16 protein-coding genes are annotated in these 15,639 nt (G+C 64.9%); 10 read left to right on the top strand and 6 right to left on the bottom strand.

What is annotated here, in order from left to right:
• Nucleotides 1–19 precede the first annotated feature (19 nt).
• Genes HY852_RS17405 through HY852_RS17395 form a run of 3 tightly spaced genes read right to left on the bottom strand, consistent with a single transcriptional unit; the run spans nt 20 to nt 2,077 of the window.
• Nucleotides 20–430: a MaoC family dehydratase gene (locus HY852_RS17405; protein ID WP_291606015.1), complete on the bottom strand. Its 411-nt coding sequence runs from the start codon at nt 428–430 to the stop codon at nt 20–22.
• Nucleotides 427–882 carry a MaoC family dehydratase N-terminal domain-containing protein gene (locus HY852_RS17400; protein WP_291606014.1) on the bottom strand — a complete coding sequence of 152 codons (456 nt, stop codon included), beginning with the start codon at nt 880–882 and terminating at the stop codon, nt 427–429. The genes HY852_RS17405 and HY852_RS17400 overlap by 4 nt, the downstream gene beginning before the upstream one ends.
• A 10-nt stretch (nt 883–892) precedes the next feature.
• Nucleotides 893–2,077 carry a lipid-transfer protein gene (locus HY852_RS17395; protein WP_291606013.1) on the bottom strand — a complete coding sequence of 395 codons (1,185 nt, stop codon included), beginning with the start codon at nt 2,075–2,077 and terminating at the stop codon, nt 893–895.
• A gap of 87 nt (nt 2,078–2,164) precedes the next feature.
• On the opposite strand from HY852_RS17395, the gene HY852_RS17390 reads away from it, so the two are divergent.
• Both HY852_RS17390 and HY852_RS17385 read left to right on the top strand, forming a co-directional pair.
• Nucleotides 2,165–2,902, top strand: a complete 738-nt coding sequence (locus HY852_RS17390) for a TetR/AcrR family transcriptional regulator (RefSeq protein WP_291606012.1) — start codon at nt 2,165–2,167, stop codon at nt 2,900–2,902.
• The gene (locus HY852_RS17385) at nt 2,899–4,455 is read left to right on the top strand and encodes a long-chain fatty acid--CoA ligase (RefSeq protein ID WP_291606011.1); all 1,557 of its coding nucleotides are present in this window, start codon (nt 2,899–2,901) and stop codon (nt 4,453–4,455) included. Before HY852_RS17390 ends, HY852_RS17385 begins: the two co-directional genes overlap by 4 nt.
• 37 nt (nt 4,456–4,492) lie before the next feature.
• On the opposite strand, the gene HY852_RS17380 is transcribed toward HY852_RS17385, so the two are convergent.
• The 3 genes from HY852_RS17380 to HY852_RS17370 form a co-directional block, all read right to left on the bottom strand.
• The gene (locus HY852_RS17380) at nt 4,493–5,224 is read right to left on the bottom strand and encodes an SDR family NAD(P)-dependent oxidoreductase (protein ID WP_291606010.1); all 732 of its coding nucleotides are present in this window, start codon (nt 5,222–5,224) and stop codon (nt 4,493–4,495) included.
• A gap of 168 nt (nt 5,225–5,392) precedes the next feature.
• Nucleotides 5,393–6,175, bottom strand: coding sequence for an alpha/beta hydrolase (locus HY852_RS17375; protein ID WP_291606009.1), 783 nt, complete (start codon nt 6,173–6,175; stop codon nt 5,393–5,395).
• Between the two features lie 3 nt (nt 6,176–6,178).
• Complete coding sequence (locus tag HY852_RS17370) at nt 6,179–7,474, bottom strand: O-acetylhomoserine aminocarboxypropyltransferase (RefSeq protein WP_291606008.1); 1,296 nt, start codon at nt 7,472–7,474, stop codon at nt 6,179–6,181.
• Between the two features lie 259 nt (nt 7,475–7,733).
• On the opposite strand from HY852_RS17370, the gene HY852_RS17365 reads away from it, so the two are divergent.
• The 8 genes from HY852_RS17365 (at nt 7,734) to HY852_RS17330 (ending at nt 15,595) form a co-directional block, all read left to right on the top strand.
• Entirely contained in the window at nt 7,734–8,051 is a 318-nt protein-coding gene (locus tag HY852_RS17365) for a hypothetical protein (protein WP_291606007.1), read from the top strand.
• A gap of 212 nt (nt 8,052–8,263) precedes the next feature.
• Nucleotides 8,264–8,608, top strand: coding sequence for a hypothetical protein (locus HY852_RS17360; RefSeq protein WP_291606006.1), 345 nt, complete (start codon nt 8,264–8,266; stop codon nt 8,606–8,608).
• Between the two features lie 179 nt (nt 8,609–8,787).
• Complete coding sequence (gene iorA, locus HY852_RS17355) at nt 8,788–10,599, top strand: indolepyruvate ferredoxin oxidoreductase subunit alpha (protein WP_291606005.1); 1,812 nt, start codon at nt 8,788–8,790, stop codon at nt 10,597–10,599.
• Nucleotides 10,600–10,637: 38 nt separating this feature from the next.
• Nucleotides 10,638–11,552 carry a 2-oxoacid:acceptor oxidoreductase family protein gene (locus HY852_RS17350; RefSeq protein WP_291606040.1) on the top strand — a complete coding sequence of 305 codons (915 nt, stop codon included), beginning with the start codon at nt 10,638–10,640 and terminating at the stop codon, nt 11,550–11,552.
• Nucleotides 11,549–12,715: a 2-oxoacid:acceptor oxidoreductase subunit alpha gene (locus tag HY852_RS17345; protein ID WP_291606004.1), complete on the top strand. Its 1,167-nt coding sequence runs from the start codon at nt 11,549–11,551 to the stop codon at nt 12,713–12,715. Before HY852_RS17350 ends, HY852_RS17345 begins: the two co-directional genes overlap by 4 nt.
• The gene (locus HY852_RS17340; RefSeq protein WP_291606003.1) at nt 12,715–13,554 is read left to right on the top strand and encodes a thiamine pyrophosphate-dependent enzyme; all 840 of its coding nucleotides are present in this window, start codon (nt 12,715–12,717) and stop codon (nt 13,552–13,554) included. Before HY852_RS17345 ends, HY852_RS17340 begins: the two co-directional genes overlap by 1 nt.
• Nucleotides 13,551–14,126, top strand: a complete 576-nt coding sequence (locus HY852_RS17335) for a 2-oxoacid:acceptor oxidoreductase family protein (protein ID WP_291606002.1) — start codon at nt 13,551–13,553, stop codon at nt 14,124–14,126. Before HY852_RS17340 ends, HY852_RS17335 begins: the two co-directional genes overlap by 4 nt.
• A 167-nt stretch (nt 14,127–14,293) precedes the next feature.
• A complete protein-coding gene (locus HY852_RS17330) occupies nt 14,294–15,595 on the top strand; it encodes a phenylacetate--CoA ligase family protein (protein WP_291606039.1) in 1,302 nt (433 codons plus the stop codon).
• Nucleotides 15,596–15,639: the final 44 nt, after the last annotated feature.

Here is a 15,639-nt window from a genome sequence, read left to right as displayed (position 1 = left end):
TTCCTGAGGTGAGTGTTGGCTAGAGAGCGATGACGGCGCCGCCTTCGAGCTTGACCTCGCCGCGCTCGTCCTTGGTGGTGAGGGCAAGGCGCGCGCGTCGTTCGCCGGCTTCGGTAAACAATTCGGTGACGGTGCCCTCGCAGGTCAGTCTGGCGCCGAGCTGGGTGATGGCGACAAAGCGCGTCGAGAAGGCGCGCAGCCGGGTCGGCGGCACTGCGTCCGTAAGCGCCTGGCCGAGATAGCCCATGACCAGCATGCCGTGGGTGAATACGTCGGGAAAGCCGGAGCGCTTGGCAAAGTCGATATCGACATGGATGGGGTTGTGATCGCCCGACGCGCCGCAATAGAGCGCCAGCGTATGGCGGCTGATCGGCGGGAACGTCTTGTCGACGATGCGGTCGCCGACCGCAGGCTTGTATCCGGCGCTCATGATGCCACCTGGTTGCGTACGACGACGGTGCGGGAAGTATCTGCGACATGAACGCCGTTCTGGTTGGTTACCTTGCACTCGATCACGATCAGGGTCATCGCGCCGCCTTTCTTGTCGGTGACGCTGACCACGCGCGGTTCGAAGGTCAGGGTGTCGCCGACCACGACCGGGGCCCGGTAGACGAAACTCTGTTCGCCGTGCAGCACGCGTCCCAGGTCGATGTTGAGCGCTGTCAGCATCTCGAACGGGTTCTCGGCATCCATCATTTCCAGGCAGAACAGATAGGTCGGCGGCACGGGCAGGCCGGCGCAGCCGGCAGCGCGCGCCGCTTTCTCGTCCCGGTAGACCGGATTCTTCTCACCGAGCGTGTTGAGGAAATAGCGCAGCCGTCCCGGCTCGACGCGCGCGGTGACGGGCGTGAAGCGGTGCCCCACGGCGGATTGATCGACCATGCTGTCCTCTTTAGTGGCGCTGGTAGAGCGTGACGACGCAGGCGCCGCCGAGGCCGAGATTGTGCTGCAGCGCGACCTTGGCGCCGTCGACCTGGGTCGGACCGGCGGTGCCGCGCAGCTGGCGCGTCAGCTCGTAGCACTGAGCAAGGCCGGTGGCGCCGAGCGGGTGGCCCTTCGACAACAGGCCGCCGGAGGGATTGGTCACGATGCGGCCGCCATAGGTATTGTCGCCGTCGTCGATGAACTTCGCGGCTTCGCCCACGCCGCACAGGCCGAGCGCCTCGTAGGTGATAAGCTCGTTCTGCGCGAAGCAGTCGTGCAGCTCGACGACGTCGAGATCCTTGGGGCCGATGCCGGCGCTTTCATAGACGCGATTGGCCGCGTCGCGCGCCATGTCGTAGCCGACCACCTGCATCATGTCGTCGGCCCCGAATGTCGACGGCGTGTCGGTGGTCATCGCCTGCGCCTTGATGCGCACGCTCTTGTCGATGCCGTGCTTGTCGGCGAAGCGCTCCGACACCAGCACGGCGGCGGCACCGCCGCAGGTCGGCGGACAGGCCATCAGGCGCGTCATGACGCCCGGCCAGATCACCTGGTCGTTCATCACGTCGTCCGCCGTGACTTCTTTGCGGAAGATCGCGAGCGGATTGTTCTTGGCATGGCGGCTGGCCTTGGCCCGCACCTTGGCGAAGGCGGTCAGCGTGGTGCCGTACTTCTTCATGTGGCTGAGGCCGGCGCCGCCGAAATAGCGCAGGGCCAGCGGAATTTGGGCGGCATCGACCAGTTTGGCCGCGGCCGCGTCGAACTCCTCGAACGCGCTGGGACGGTCGGTGTAGACGCTGCCGAGTGCGCCGGGCTTCATCTGCTCGAAACCGAGCGCCAGCACGCAGTCCGCCGCGCCGCTTTCGATCATCTGCCGCGCCAGGAACAGCGCGGTCGAACCCGTCGAGCAATTGTTGTTGACGTTGACGATCGGAATGCCGGTCATCCCGACGTGGTAGAGCGCGCGCTGTCCGCAGGTCGAGTCGCCGTAGACGTAGCCGACATAGGCCTGCTGGATCGCGCCGTAGTCGAGGCCTGCGTCCTTGAGCGCGAGCCTGGTCGCCTCAGTACCCATCACATGATAGGGCGCGCTCGCACCCGGCTTGGCGAACGGGATCATGCCGACGCCGGCCACAATCACCTGAGATGACATCGCATCCTCCAAAAATTACCCGTTGGACTTTTTATTACCCACGGGTAACATATCGCCTGCCGCGAACCGGAGTCAACGCGCCCTTCCATGGATTCACGTTTCACCAATCCCGCCGCTCCGCCCTGGCTGCCGTTCGAAAGCCGGCGCCGCGCCCGCGACGAAAAGCGCGAGGCGGTGCTGCGTACGGCGGTCCAGCTGTTTCTGGAGCAGGGCTATCATCGCGTGACCCTGAACGAGGTCGCCGAGCGGCTGAACATCACCAAGCCGGCGCTGTACAATTATTTCCGCGGCAAGGATGAAATATTGTTCGAGTGCTGGTCGATGGGCGCGGAGCTGGTCGACAGTGTCATCGCGGAAATCGATGCCGGCGGCGGTTCGGGGATCGTCAAGCTGCGCAAGCTGGTTCATGCCTACGCCGAAGTGATGGCGATCGATTTCGGCGCGAGCATCGTTCGCTTCGATGTCCGCGATCTCACCAATCGGAACGCCAGGATTGCGCGTGCGGCGAAAAAGCGCATCGACGCAACGTTCCGCGCCTATATCACCGCCGGCATTGCCGATGGCTCGATCAAGCGCTGCGACGCCAAGCTCGCCGCGTTTGCAATTGCGGGCTCTCTGAACTGGATCGGCCACTGGTATCAGCGTGACGGCGCGCTGTCGCCGGGCGAGATCGCCGACGAATTCACGGTCCGGCTGACGGAGGGATTGGCCGCCAAACCGGCGCAGGGCCACACCACCACCAAGACAGCGCCGGTCGCGCGCACCGCGACGCGCGAAGCAAGGCGCAAGGCAACAGGCAAGAAACGCGGAGGAGCTTCACGATGAATATTACCCAAGGATTGCGGCGCGCGCTGCAGCTCAACCCCAATGGTCTGGCGACGGTATGCGGCGATAATCGCCGCACCTGGCGCGAGGTCGGCGACCGTGTCGCGCGGCTGGCGGGTGGCTTGCGGGCGCGTGGCATCGCGCTTGGTGATCGCGTCGCCGTGCTGTCGCTCAATTCCGACCGCTATCTCGAGCTCTATCTCGCCGCCGGCTGGGCCGGCGCGGTGATTGTTCCCCTCAACATCCGCTGGAGCGCGCTGGAGAACGAAGACGCGCTGCGCGATTGCCGCGCCGGTATCTTGTTCGTGGACAAGGCGTTCGCGCCGATTGGCGCGCAGCTTGCCAAGGCGATCCCCGGATTGAAGCTGATCTATGCCGATGATGGCGACGTGCCGTCTGGAATCGAGGGCTATGAAGCAGTGATCGCCCGCAGCGAACCGGTCGAGGATGCCATGCGGGAAGGCAAGGACCTTGCCGGCATCTTCTATACCGGCGGCACCACCGGCCGTTCCAAGGGCGTCATGCTCAGCCACCACAATCTGATGGCGAACGCGTTCAATGCGCTGAGCGAAGGGCTGTTTCCGGCGGGCTGTATCTATCTTCACGCCGCGCCGATGTTCCATCTCGCCAATGGCGCGGCCATGTATTCGCTGCTCTTGAGCGGCGGCTCCAACGTGATGATCCAGTCGTTCACCCCTGAGGGTGTCATGGCGGTGATCCAGAACACGCGTGTGACGGACGTTCTGCTCGTCCCCACCATGATCCAGATGTTTGTCGATCACCCGGCGATCGGAAACTATGATCTGTCGTCGCTGAAGAGAGTCCTCTACGGCGCTTCGCCGATCAGCGAGGCGGTGCTCGATCGCGCCGCCAAGGCGCTGCCGCATGTCGCCTTCACGCAGGCCTACGGCATGACCGAGCTGTCGCCGATCGCTACCCTCCTGCACTGGAAGGAGCATATCGGCGAGGGGCGTGCGAAGGGGCGGCATCGCGGCGCCGGCCGCGCCACCCTCGGCTGCGAGGTCCGCATCGTCGACGACAACGACCAGCCGGTGCCGTTCGGCACGGTCGGCGAGATCGTGGCGCGCGGCGACAACGTGATGATGGGCTACTGGGAGCGGCCCGAGGAAACCGCGCGCGCCGTGATCAATGGCTGGATGCACACCGGCGACGGCGGTTTCATGGACAAGGACGGCTTCGTCTACGTCGTCGACCGGGTGAAGGACATGATCATCTCGGGCGGCGAGAACGTCTATTCAGTCGAGGTCGAGAATGCGCTGGCGCAACATCCCGCCGTGCTGTCTTGCGCGGTGATCGGCATTCCGGACGAGCAGTGGGGCGAGACGGTGCACGCCATCGTGGTCAAGCGCGCCGGCGGGGAGGTCTCCGCTACTGAACTGATCGAGTTCACCAAGGCGCGGATCGCCGGCTACAAGTGCCCCCGCAGCGTGGAGATCACCGAGGCGCCGCTGCCGCTGTCGGGTGCCGGCAAGGTGCTCAAGCGCGAGCTGCGCAAGCCGTTCTGGGAAGGGCGCGACCGGCGCGTGAGCTGATGCGCGGCCGAACGGGCGCGCCGAGAGACCGGCGGCTTCAGTTGAAACTCATGCCGCCGCTCATCGCGATCGTCTGGCCGGTCATATAGGGATTGTCCACCAGCAGCATGACGGCCTTGGCGACCTCTTCCGCCCTGCCGAACCGGCCGAGGGGAATGCGAGCGACCAGTTGCTCCTGTCCCTTCATCATGTCCGTCGCGATCAGGGAGGGCGCCACGGCGTTGACGGTGATGCCCTCTTTCACCAGGCGCGCTGCATAGCCGCGCGTCAATCCCTCGATGCCGGCCTTGGAGGCGTTGTAATGCGGCCCGATCGAGCCGGCGCCTCGCGCCGCGCCCGAGGAGATGTTGACGATGCGTCCCCACTTCCTGGCGCGCATCATCGGCAACACCGCCTGGGTGCACAGGAAAACCGATTTCAGATTGACCGTTATCGTCCGGTCGAAATCGGCTTCAGTCAGGTCATCAACCCCGCGTGTGATCGCAATGCCGGCATTGTTGACGAGGATTTCGATCGGTCCGAGCTCGGATTTCACCCGCTCCACCATCCCGGCCACCGCGACGCTTTGCGACACGTCCGCTGCCACGGCAATGGCGCGTCCGCCTCTGGCGCGGATATCGTCCGCAACGCTGTTGGCCTGATCCAGCCGTTCGCGACAATTGATGGCGACCGCCGCGCCGGCCTCGCCAAGGGCGTTCGAAATGGCGGCACCAATGCCGCGTGAGCCGCCGGTCACCAGGGCGACCCGTCCTGCCAGGCTTTCCGCCATCTTCCTCCTCCCATCCCGTCATAGCAGGATTGTCCGGGAAGGAGGCGTCGCCGATCAATGCGCCAGTCAATCAAAACGTCGCGACGACCGATGGCCTGCGTTCGCTCGACCTCTCCCCCGCAAGCGGGAGCTGCATCGGAGTCGTTGCTGCGCCGATCGGAAGCCCTGCTACCTCTTCAGCGCCGCAAGCAATTCATCGGGGGATTCGGCCATCATGGTATGGCCGGCGCCCGGGAGGATCACCGTGCGCGCGTTGGGGATCGCCGCAGCCAGCGCCTTGCCGGCCCTGGCGGGCGTCATCAGGTCGCGCTCGCCCATGATGATGGTTGTCGGCACCTTGACGCTGGCAGCGGCGGTTAGCGCGTTCTGGTAGGAATTGCAGGCGGACAGATCCTTGAACAGCACGCCCGGCGCGCAACGCTGCAGGGTGGTCTGCGCACCGCCGTGCATCCAAAGTCCCGGCGCCAGGCTGCCGCCTAACTCCGCCTTGAAGCCCAAGCCCCAGATCGAGACCATGTCGATGGCCGCGTGGTCGTTCGCTTCGGCTGCGTTCAGAAGGTCGGGGCTGACCGTCATCGCGGCGGCGCTGCCGATCAGGCCGAGCGCCGACACCTTGTCGGGATGTCGCGCCGCTGTTTCCAATGCGATCATGGATCCCATGGAGTGGCCGATCAGATAGGCCTTGCTCGCCTTGGCGGCATCGAGCAGGGCCGCGATCCAGTCTGCCATGTCGGCGATGGTGGCGAACGAAGGTCCCGCGGAGCGGCCGTGGCCGGGCAGGTCCGGCGCAAGCACGGCAAAGCCGTGATGGGCAAACCACCGCGTCTGCAACGCCCATGCGGTGTGGTCAAAGCCGGCGCCGTGGATGAACACCACGGCGGGCAGCGACGGATCGAACTCGCGACCGCCGGTCGCAGCGAAGGCATCCAGCCCGTTGATGGAGAACTTCATGGCTCAAACCTTTTGCGAGGCGCGCAGCGCCTGTCCGAGATCGTCGATGATGTCCTGTGCCGATTCGATGCCGACCGACAGCCGCACCAGCCCTTCGCCGATTCCGGCCGCGGCGAGCTGGGCCGCGTCCATCTGTTGGTGGGTGGTGCTGGCGGGGTGAATGACCAGCGTCTTGGCGTCGCCGACATTGGCGAGATGGCTGATCAGCTTGAGCTGTTCGATGAACTTGCGCCCGGCGGCGCGCCCGCCCTTGATGCCGAAGCTGACGATGGAGCCGGCACCGCGCGGCAGCAGCTTCTTCGCCAGCTGGTAATCGGCGTGGCTCTCCAGCGAAGGATGCAGCACCCATTCCACCGCCTTGTTGGCCTTGAGGGCCTCCAGCACCGCGTAGGTGTTCTGCATGTGGCGGTCCATGCGCACGGCAAGCGTCTCCACGCCCTGAAGCAGCTGGAACGCATTGGTCGGCGACATGCAGGCGCCGAAATCGCGCAGGCCCTCGGTCCGTGCACGCACGATGAAGGCGGCGGTGCCGAACTGCTCGTCGAAAACGATGCCGTGGTAGCCGCCATAGGGCTCGGTGAGCACGCCGAACTTGCCGGAGGCGCGCCAGTCGAAACGGCCGCCGTCGACGATGGCGCCGCCGATCGCAATGCCGTGGCCGCCGAGCCATTTGGTCACCGAATGCATCACGATGTCGGCCCCGAGCTCGATCGGCTGGCTGAGATAGGGCGTGGCGAAGGTGTTGTCGATCAGGAGCGGAATCTTCGCCTCGTGCGCGATTTGCGCCACCGCCGGAATGTCGAGCACCTCCAGGCCGGGATTGCCGATGGTTTCGCCGATCACGAGCCTGGTGTTGGGCCGGATCGCCGCGCGGATACCGTCGAGATCGCGCGGCTTGACGAAGCTGGTCGTGATGCCGAAGCGCGGCAGGGTGTGCGCGAGCAGGTTGATGGTACCGCCATAGAGCGAGGCCGAGGCCACGATATGGTCGCCGGCATTGAGCAGCGTTGCGATGGCAAGATGCATCGCCGCCATCCCGCTCGCGGTGCAGACCGCGCCAACCCCACTTTCGAGCGCCGCCATGCGCTCCTCGAGTACCGCGATCGTCGGGTTCGAGATGCGCGTATAGAGGTGGCCGGCGCGTTCGAGATTGAACAGCGCGGCGGCGTGGTCGGTGTCCTGAAAGACATAGGACGTGGTCTGGTAGATCGGCACCGCGCGGGCGCCGGTGGCGGGATCCGGATGCTGGCCCGCATGCAGGCTCAGGGTTTCGAATGCAGGCGGTTTTGGCGCAGCCATGCTGACCTCGCTATCGATCGGTATACCAGGAAGGGAGCCTCGTTCTGCCACAAAACGGCGCGGCGCGTCGACCGTTGACATCGCTTTTCCGAGACAATTCCGGCTCAGCGGCACGGCCGGAGCGGATCCCTGACATGGCCTGTCATGAGAAACGTCGACTGGCAGTTGAAGGTCATGCTGGCACTGGACGTACTCAGCCAATGTACAGGGAAACCGGCTACAAGGCAGGTCACGGGGCTTCGGATCACGGTGGGGTATCTTGATCAGTTTTCAGCGAGCGCGGACGACACGAGCAGGCAAACGGGCCTCCCGTTCCGGCTGTACGAACCCCGGCGCCGATGAATTCGATTCCTATCTGATGCGTTTGCGATCGCAGCTCGAAGACATCAGACATCTCGTTCTGTTTCTCGACCTCAATATTCAGCATGCGCGACTCGTGCTCGAGACGGCCGATCCCAGCGGCCGCCAAAAGCTCGAGGCGCAGATGGACGATATTGACAGAGTCGTGCATCAGCTCCGCGGCAGGATCTTCAGCCTGAGGATTCGTGATGAAGGGGCGGAGCACGAAAGGCGCTGATCTCCACTCTTGCGCAAACGGAAGAATCTTCGATGGCGTAAACCAATCTTGAATCCGGGGCGAACGGCAACGCGGTCGAGCCGCTGTTGCCGATCGAAAAGAAGCTGATCGGCTTCAGCCTCGGCATTGGCCTCGCGCTGCTCGCCCGATCAAGATCTGAAGAAGGCGTTCGCGCGGTCGCCATGGCTTGAGCTGGATGCTATGAAGCTCGGATGGACAGGATCGTCGATCGGCTTTTTTGCGGGCTTCTGGCCTTTGGGGCGGCAGGCCATTTGCTGGGCACTTTCTTGTTCGCCGAGTTGTGGAGTGCCCTTTTCGTCTGGTCACTCGCAGGCGTCCTCGCCGCGGCTCTCCTGGTGGCGCTGAATGTGGTTCGGAGCTTTCGTCCCGGTGACAGGGCGGTAGCCTGGATCGCGCTGGCAGGCACTCTCTGCTGGGTTGGCATCGCCGGATTGTTCGGCATATCGATCGGCAATCTGTTCGATCCGCGCGTATTGGTGCACGCCGCCGCTGCCGTTGGGCTCAGCTACTTCAATTTTCGTGCTGCGCGTGTATGAGATCGTGACTTGCATCTAGGCGGGTGGGCGGCGCGGGCAGTCCGGTCGAGCCAGCGAGAGGGATCGCGCCAAAGGAGGCCTCGGAGGTACCCGGCGGCGATTTTTTGACCTAACTCAAATACTTTTGGGCGGATTTGCGATTGGTCAATCTTCAATGAATGACCAGTCGCGGGGGGTAAATGTCCGTCCTTGAGGTATCCGTTGAAGCGTCGGCGAATGTTTTGCGCCCGCTGACTGGCAATGAGGCGATTGCCCGGGGCTCGTGGGAGGCGGGGGTCAAGGTCGCTGCGGCCTATCCCGGCACGCCGAGCACGGAAATCCTCGAGAATCTGGCGACCTATCCGGCCGAAGACCTCCATGCCCAATGGTCGACCAATGAAAAGGTCGCCCTCGACGTCGCGATCGGCGCTTCGTTCGCCGGCCGTCGGGCTCTGGCGGCCATGAAACATGTCGGCCTCAACGTTGCCGCCGACGCCTTCCTGTCGCAGGCCTATATCGGCGTGAATGGCGGGCTGGTGCTGGTGGTGTGCGACGATCCCGGCATTCACAGTTCGCAAAACGAGCAGGACACGCGGATCTACGGCGCGCTCGCCATCGTGCCGATCCTGGAGCCGAGCGATGCCCAGGAGGCGCTCGACTTCACCAAGCTCGCCTTCGATCTGTCGGAACGCTTCGACACCCCGGTAATCGTCCGCGGGACCACGCGATTGTCGCACACGCGTAGCCCGGTCAGGGTCGGCACCCGGACCGACATCCCCGGCCGAGGCTTCCTGGAGCAGCCCGCGAAGAACGTCATGATTCCGGCCCACGCCCGGCGGCGCCATGGCGTCGTGCTCGAGCGCGAGACCAGGCTCAAGGAGTATCTCGAGGACGCCCCGATCAATCGCTGGGAAAAGGGTGATGCGGCGGTCGGCGTCGTCACCGCGGGGACCTGTTATCCCTATGTCCGCGAGGTGCTGCCGAACGCCAGCGTTTTGAAGTTAGGTGCGTCCTGGCCGCTGCCGGACAGCCTGCTTCGCCGTTTCTGCGACAGCGTCGAACGGGTGATCGTGGTTGAAGAGCTCGAGCCGGTCATCGAGCGCGAAATGCGCGCGCTCGGTCTTCGGGTCGGAGGCAAGGAATTCTTCCCGCGGGCCGGCGAACTCAGCCCCGAACTGGTGCGCGCCGGATTCGAAAAGGCGGGAGTTCTGCAACCCCGTCCCAAGTCCAACGTCTGGGCGCCGGAGCCCTTGATGCGGCCGCCGGTGCTGTGTGCCGGCTGCCCACACACCTCGAGCTTCCTGGCGATACGCGCATCCGGTGCGCGCGTCGCCGGCGACATCGGTTGCTACACGCTGGGCTGCCTCGATCCGCTGCGCGGCATCGACACGACGGTAGCGATGGGCTGTTCGATCGGCAACGCGATCGGCATGGTCAAGGCGGGCGAAACCAGGCCGGTCGTGGCGACGATCGGGGATTCGACCTTTCTCCATGCCGGCATTCCCGGCCTGATCGACGCGGTCTACAACCAGGCCAATCTGACCGTGCTGCTGCTCGACAATCACATCACCGCGATGACCGGTGGGCAGGACCATCCGGGCACCGGCAGGACGCTCCGCGGCGAAGAAGCGCCGAGAGTGGATTATGAAGCGCTGATCCGCGCGGTCGGCGTCAAATGGGTGGAGACTGTCGACTCCTATGATCTGGCGGCCATGCACCAGCAACTGCGCGAAGCGATCAATTACCGCGGCGTGGCCGTCCTGATCGCCAACCGCCCCTGCGTGCTCGACCCGGTCAAGATCAAGGGGCCGCCGCTGCAGGTGGTTACGGCGCAATGCGTTGCCTGCCAGGCCTGCATGAATCTCGGCTGCCCCGCCATGAGCTGGGGCAAGGAAACGTTCGAGGGCCGGCACAAGATCGAAATCGACCAATCGCTCTGCATCGGCTGCTCGCTTTGCGCCCAGATCTGCTCGGTCGACTGCATTCAGCCGACGGCGGAGGTGCGTAAATGAGTGGTCCTTCTCCGACGGCGTCGGAACTGGCGAAGGCCATGCCCGCGCCATCGACGCTTGCCGCCGCCGAGCAGCAGCCGGTCAACGTTCTCGTGGTCGGCGTCGGCGGCCAGGGCGTGATCATGGTCTCCAAGCTGATCGCGCTGCTCGCGCAGCAACAGGGATTCGAGGTCAAGCAGAGCGAAGTCCACGGCATGGCCAAGCGCGGCGGCGCCGTGTTCAGCCATGTGCGTTTCGGCGAGCGCGTCTGGTCGCCGACGATTCCATTGGGCGAAGCGGACTTCCTGATCGCGCTGGAGTGGGCCGAGGGGCTGCGCTGGCTGAATTATCTGAAGCCGGACACGGGAGTGTTCATCTGCGATACCAAGCAGATCGTGCCGCCTTTCTCGTGTCGCGATCGTCGGCCCGGCGCGGCGCTCGGATACGTGCGCGAGACCGTGGATGAAGTGATCGCAAAGGTGGCGGAAGGTTACGCCATCGACGCCACCCACATGGCCGAACAGCTCGGCAACGATCGCGTCGCCAACGTCGTGCTGCTGGGCGCGCTGTCGGCGGCCTTGAAGTTTCCCGCCTCGCAATGGGAAGAGATCATCGCCGACTTCGTGCCGAAGAAGACGGTGGGAGTAAATATCGAGGCGCTCCGGCAGGGTCGCCGCTGGATCGAGGAGGCGCGGAAGGGCTTGCCGCATCCTTCGACGGTTCCTACACCGGCGATGCCGGTCCATGCGGACTATCGCGTAAGGCTCGAAATCACGCCGGAATGGTGCAAGAGCTGCGACATCTGCGTGAAAATGTGTCCGGAGCGCTGCCTGCGGCTCAACGCCGAGCGCATCGTTGAACTCGCCTCACCCGAAAAATGCACCGGCTGTCGCATGTGCGAGTGGCTGTGTCCTGATTTCGCGCTCCGGGTCCATCTCGATCCTGTCCGCGCTACGGAAGGAGCCGTGCGATGAATGCGATCGACCCCGCCCTGGCCGGCAGGCCGGCGGCGACGTTGATGTCGGGCAACCAGGCCTGCGCGCTGGGCGCGATCGCCGGCGGCTGCCGCTTCTTCGCCGGCTATCCGATCACGCCTTCTTCAGAAATTGCCGAGCGGCTGGCACGCAGCCTGCCGGAAGTCGGCGGCGTGTTCGTGCAGATGGAAGACGAAATCGCCTCGATGGCCGCCGTGATCGGCGCTTCCATGGGTGGCGTGAAGTCGATGACCGCGACCAGCGGTCCGGGGTTCTCGCTCAAGCAGGAGAATCTCGGATACGCGGCCGGCGCCGAGATCCCCTGTGTGATCGTCAACGTCATGCGCGGCGGGCCCTCGACCGGGATGCCGACGCGTCCGGCGCAGGCCGACATCATGCAGTCGCGCTGGGGCAGTCACGGCGATTATCCGATCATCGTGCTGACGCCATGGTCGGTCCGCGAGATTTTCGACGAGACCATTCGCGCGTTCGATCTGGCCGAACGGTTCCGTACCCCCGTCGTGCTCCTCTACGATCAGGTTGTCGCCCAGTTGTCCGAGACCGTCGTGCTCGACGTCGTCAGGGACACCGCGCTGGTCGAGCGCAAATGGGCGAGCGGTCCACCGGCGGACTACAAGCCTTATGCCGCCGGCGCCGACGGCATTCCGCCGATGGTGCGTCCGGGCGCAGGCTACCGCACCCATACCACCGGCCTGACCCACAGCGAGAACGGCTTCCCGACCCAGAATCCGGAAGCGGTGACCCGCAACCTGTCGCGGCTGTTCTCCAAGCTCGATCTCAATCGCGAGGCGATCGACGCGTGGCACACGCTAGGCTGCGACGATGCTGAGGTGGTGATCGTCGCCATCGGCATCACCGCCCGCGCCGCGAGCCGCGCCGTCGAGTTGTGCCGGGCGCAGGGCGTGCGCGCCGGCCTGTTTCGGCCGAAGACGCTGTGGCCGTTTCCGGAGGATGCCTTGCGGGCAGCCACCGCGAATGCGCGCGCGGTGCTGGTGCCGGAACTGAACGCCGGCCAGCTCAGCCGCGAGGTCCAGCGCATCCTGGGCGGCGCGAAGGTCGATGGTCTGTTTCGCTTCAACGGCGAGCCGCTTCTGCCGTCGGAAATCGCCGCGCGCGCCGCGGCACTGGTTAAAGGTGCGTGATGCTGGTCGATCAGACTGCCGAATTCGACGTGCGGGATTATCTGCGCAAGGAGATGATGCCGCATTTCCTGTGTCCGGGCTGCGGCCACGGCATCGCGTTGCGCGCTCTGCTCTGGGCGATCCATGACCTCGGTATCGACAAGGACAAGCTCGCCGTGGTGTCGGGAATCGGCTGTGCCGGACGACTGTCCGCCTATATCGACGCCAACACCTTCCACGTCACGCATGGACGGCCGCTGGCTTTTGCCACGGGACTCGCGCTGGCGCGGCCCGATCTGCAGGTGGTGGTGATCTCGGGTGACGGCGATTGCCTCGCCATCGGCGGCAATCATCTCATCCATGCCTGCCGGCGCAATCTCAATCTCACCTGCCTGATGCTGAACAACGAGGTCTACGGCATGACCGGCGGCCAGGTCTCGCCGACCACGCCGGAGACGCTTCTGACCACGACCACGCCGCGCGGCAATACCGAGCCGCATTTCGATGCCTGCGCGCTCGCCGCCGCGGCGGGCGCGGGTTTTGTCGGCCGCGAGGTGACGCGGCATGTGCCCAAGCTCAAGGAACTGATTCGGGAGGGGCTGTCGCATCCGGGCTTTGCCTTTATCGAAGTCCTGTCGGATTGCACCGAGATCCTGGGCCGCAAGAATGATCTGGGATCGTCGCCGGAAATGATGCTGCGTCAGAAGAGCGAGCTGCGTCCCACCGCCTATCGCGACACCGTCGACATGCCGTTCCGTCCGAACCACTTGCCGACCGGCATCCTGGCCAGGAATGACCGTCCCGAATACGGCACGAGCTATCGACGCGCTGCGGCGGCTGCAAGGGAAGCCAAACCATGAGCGAATCGCGGATCGAAATCAGATTCGGCGGCACCGGCGGGCAGGGTCTGATCCTGAGCGCCAAGATGCTTGCCGACGCCATGGCGGCCGAGGGCAGGAATGTCGCCCAGACCCAAAGCTACGAGCCGACCTCGCGCGGCGGCTACTGCAACGCGGATCTGGTGATCGCCGAGGGTGAGGTGGACTTCCCGCTGCTCACCGAGATCGACAGCCTGGTGCTGCTCGATCGCCTGGCGGTGAAGCCGTCTTGGCCGCTGCTCAAGCCCGGTGCGCTGGTGATTGCCGACAGCCGGTTGTGCCCGGACCTGCCGGCGCAGGCCGAACAGCGCTGCCTGCATCTGCCCCTGAGTGCGACCGCGCTTGAGCTCGGCAGCGAGCGGGTGACCAACATGGTCGCGCTCGGCGCGCTGATTGCGCTGAGCGGCGTCTGCGACCGCAGGCGCATCGAGCGGGCGGTGAGAGCCAGCACGCCGCGTGGCTTCCTCAACCTCAACATGGACGCGCTCGATGCGGGTCTTTCGCTGGGCAGCGGAATTGGTGCCGCCCGGGCCGCAGTCGCAGGGAGCGTGTGAGATCGTGCAGGGCGGGGGACGGTGCGGTCCTTGAGGACCGCCCTCATCACGTGTGCGAAGCATTTTTCGAGTGACATCCCGCGTGGCAGGTCGGCCGCAAGGATGAAGACGTTGTGATTGGAGTTAAGTTGATGACCCGAGCCGTAGCCCATCAGGACCAGCCGTACATGTTCGATCGTCGCGTCGAGTGCATGCCGCGCGCCGAAATCGCGGCGCTGCAGCTCGAGCGACTGAAGAAGATCCTCGCGCATGCCTACGCCAGGGTTCCGCATTATCGCCGCAAGTTCGACGAGGCCGGGGTTAGCCCTGAGGATCTGCGCTCGCTGGCCGACATCGAGCGCTTCCCGTTCACCATGAAGACCGACCTGCGCGACAATTATCCTTTCGGCCTGTTTGCCGTGCCGATGGACGATTTGATCCGGCTGCATGCGTCGTCCGGCACCACCGGCCGGCCGACGGTCGTGGGTTATACCCGCAGCGACATCGACCTGTGGTCGGACCTGATGGCGCGGTCGATGGCCTGCGCCGGGGTGCGGCCCGGCGACATCGTGCACAATGCCTATGGCTACGGTCTGTTCACCGGCGGGTTAGGGGCCCATTACGGGTCCGAGCGGCTCGGCTGCGCGACGGTGCCGATGTCGGGCGGAGCCACCGAGCGGCAAGTCCAGCTGATGCAGGATTTCGGCGCCAAGGTGCTGTGTTCGACGCCATCCTACGCCCTCAACATCGCCGAGGTTGCGGAAAGCATGGGCGTCGACGTGCGCAAGCTGCCGCTGCGCTGCGGGCTTTTTGGCGCAGAGCCCTGGAGCGAGGCGATGCGCCGCGACCTTCAGGATCGGCTCGGCATCCAGGCGGTCGACATCTACGGCCTGTCGGAAATCATGGGTCCCGGCGTCGCGTGCGAGTGCAACGTGGCGCAGAACGGCCTGCACGGCTGGGAAGACCACTTCCTGTTCGAGGTTGTCGATCCGAATACCCTCAAGCCGCTCGCAGAGGGAGAAGCCGGCGAGCTCGTCATCACGACGCTGACCAAGGCAGCGTTGCCGATGATCCGCTACCGCACGCGCGACATCACGACGCTGACGTCCGAGCCGTGCAGCTGCGGCCGCACTCACAGGCGGATCATGCGGGTGACGGGACGCGATGACGACATGCTGATCATCCGCGGCGTCAATGTGTTCCCCTCGCAGATCGAAGCCGTGCTGGTCGGCTTCCCCGGCATCGCGCCTCACTACCAGATCATCTTGACCCGCGAGGGTCCATTGGATGCGATCGCTGTCGAGGCCGAAATGCTGCCTGGCGTGCCGGCCGACGATGACGCGCGTAAGAAGAAGGCGAGCGAAGTCCGCCATCATCTGAAATCGATGGTCGGAGTCACCTGCACCGTGATGGTGCAGCAGCCCGGCGCGGTGCCGCGGTCGCAGGGCAAGGCGGTCCGCGTCAAGGATCTGCGAAACACGGCGCCGTGAGGCGCCTCTTTCCGACCTGTTAGACTGGTCATGCGCGGGATTGA

This window comes from Bradyrhizobium sp., assembly GCF_016213215.1.
Lineage (GTDB): Bacteria > Pseudomonadota > Alphaproteobacteria > Rhizobiales > Xanthobacteraceae > Bradyrhizobium.
The sequence above is the reverse complement of the archived record's forward strand: the minus strand, read 5'-3'. Positions and strand labels throughout refer to the sequence as shown.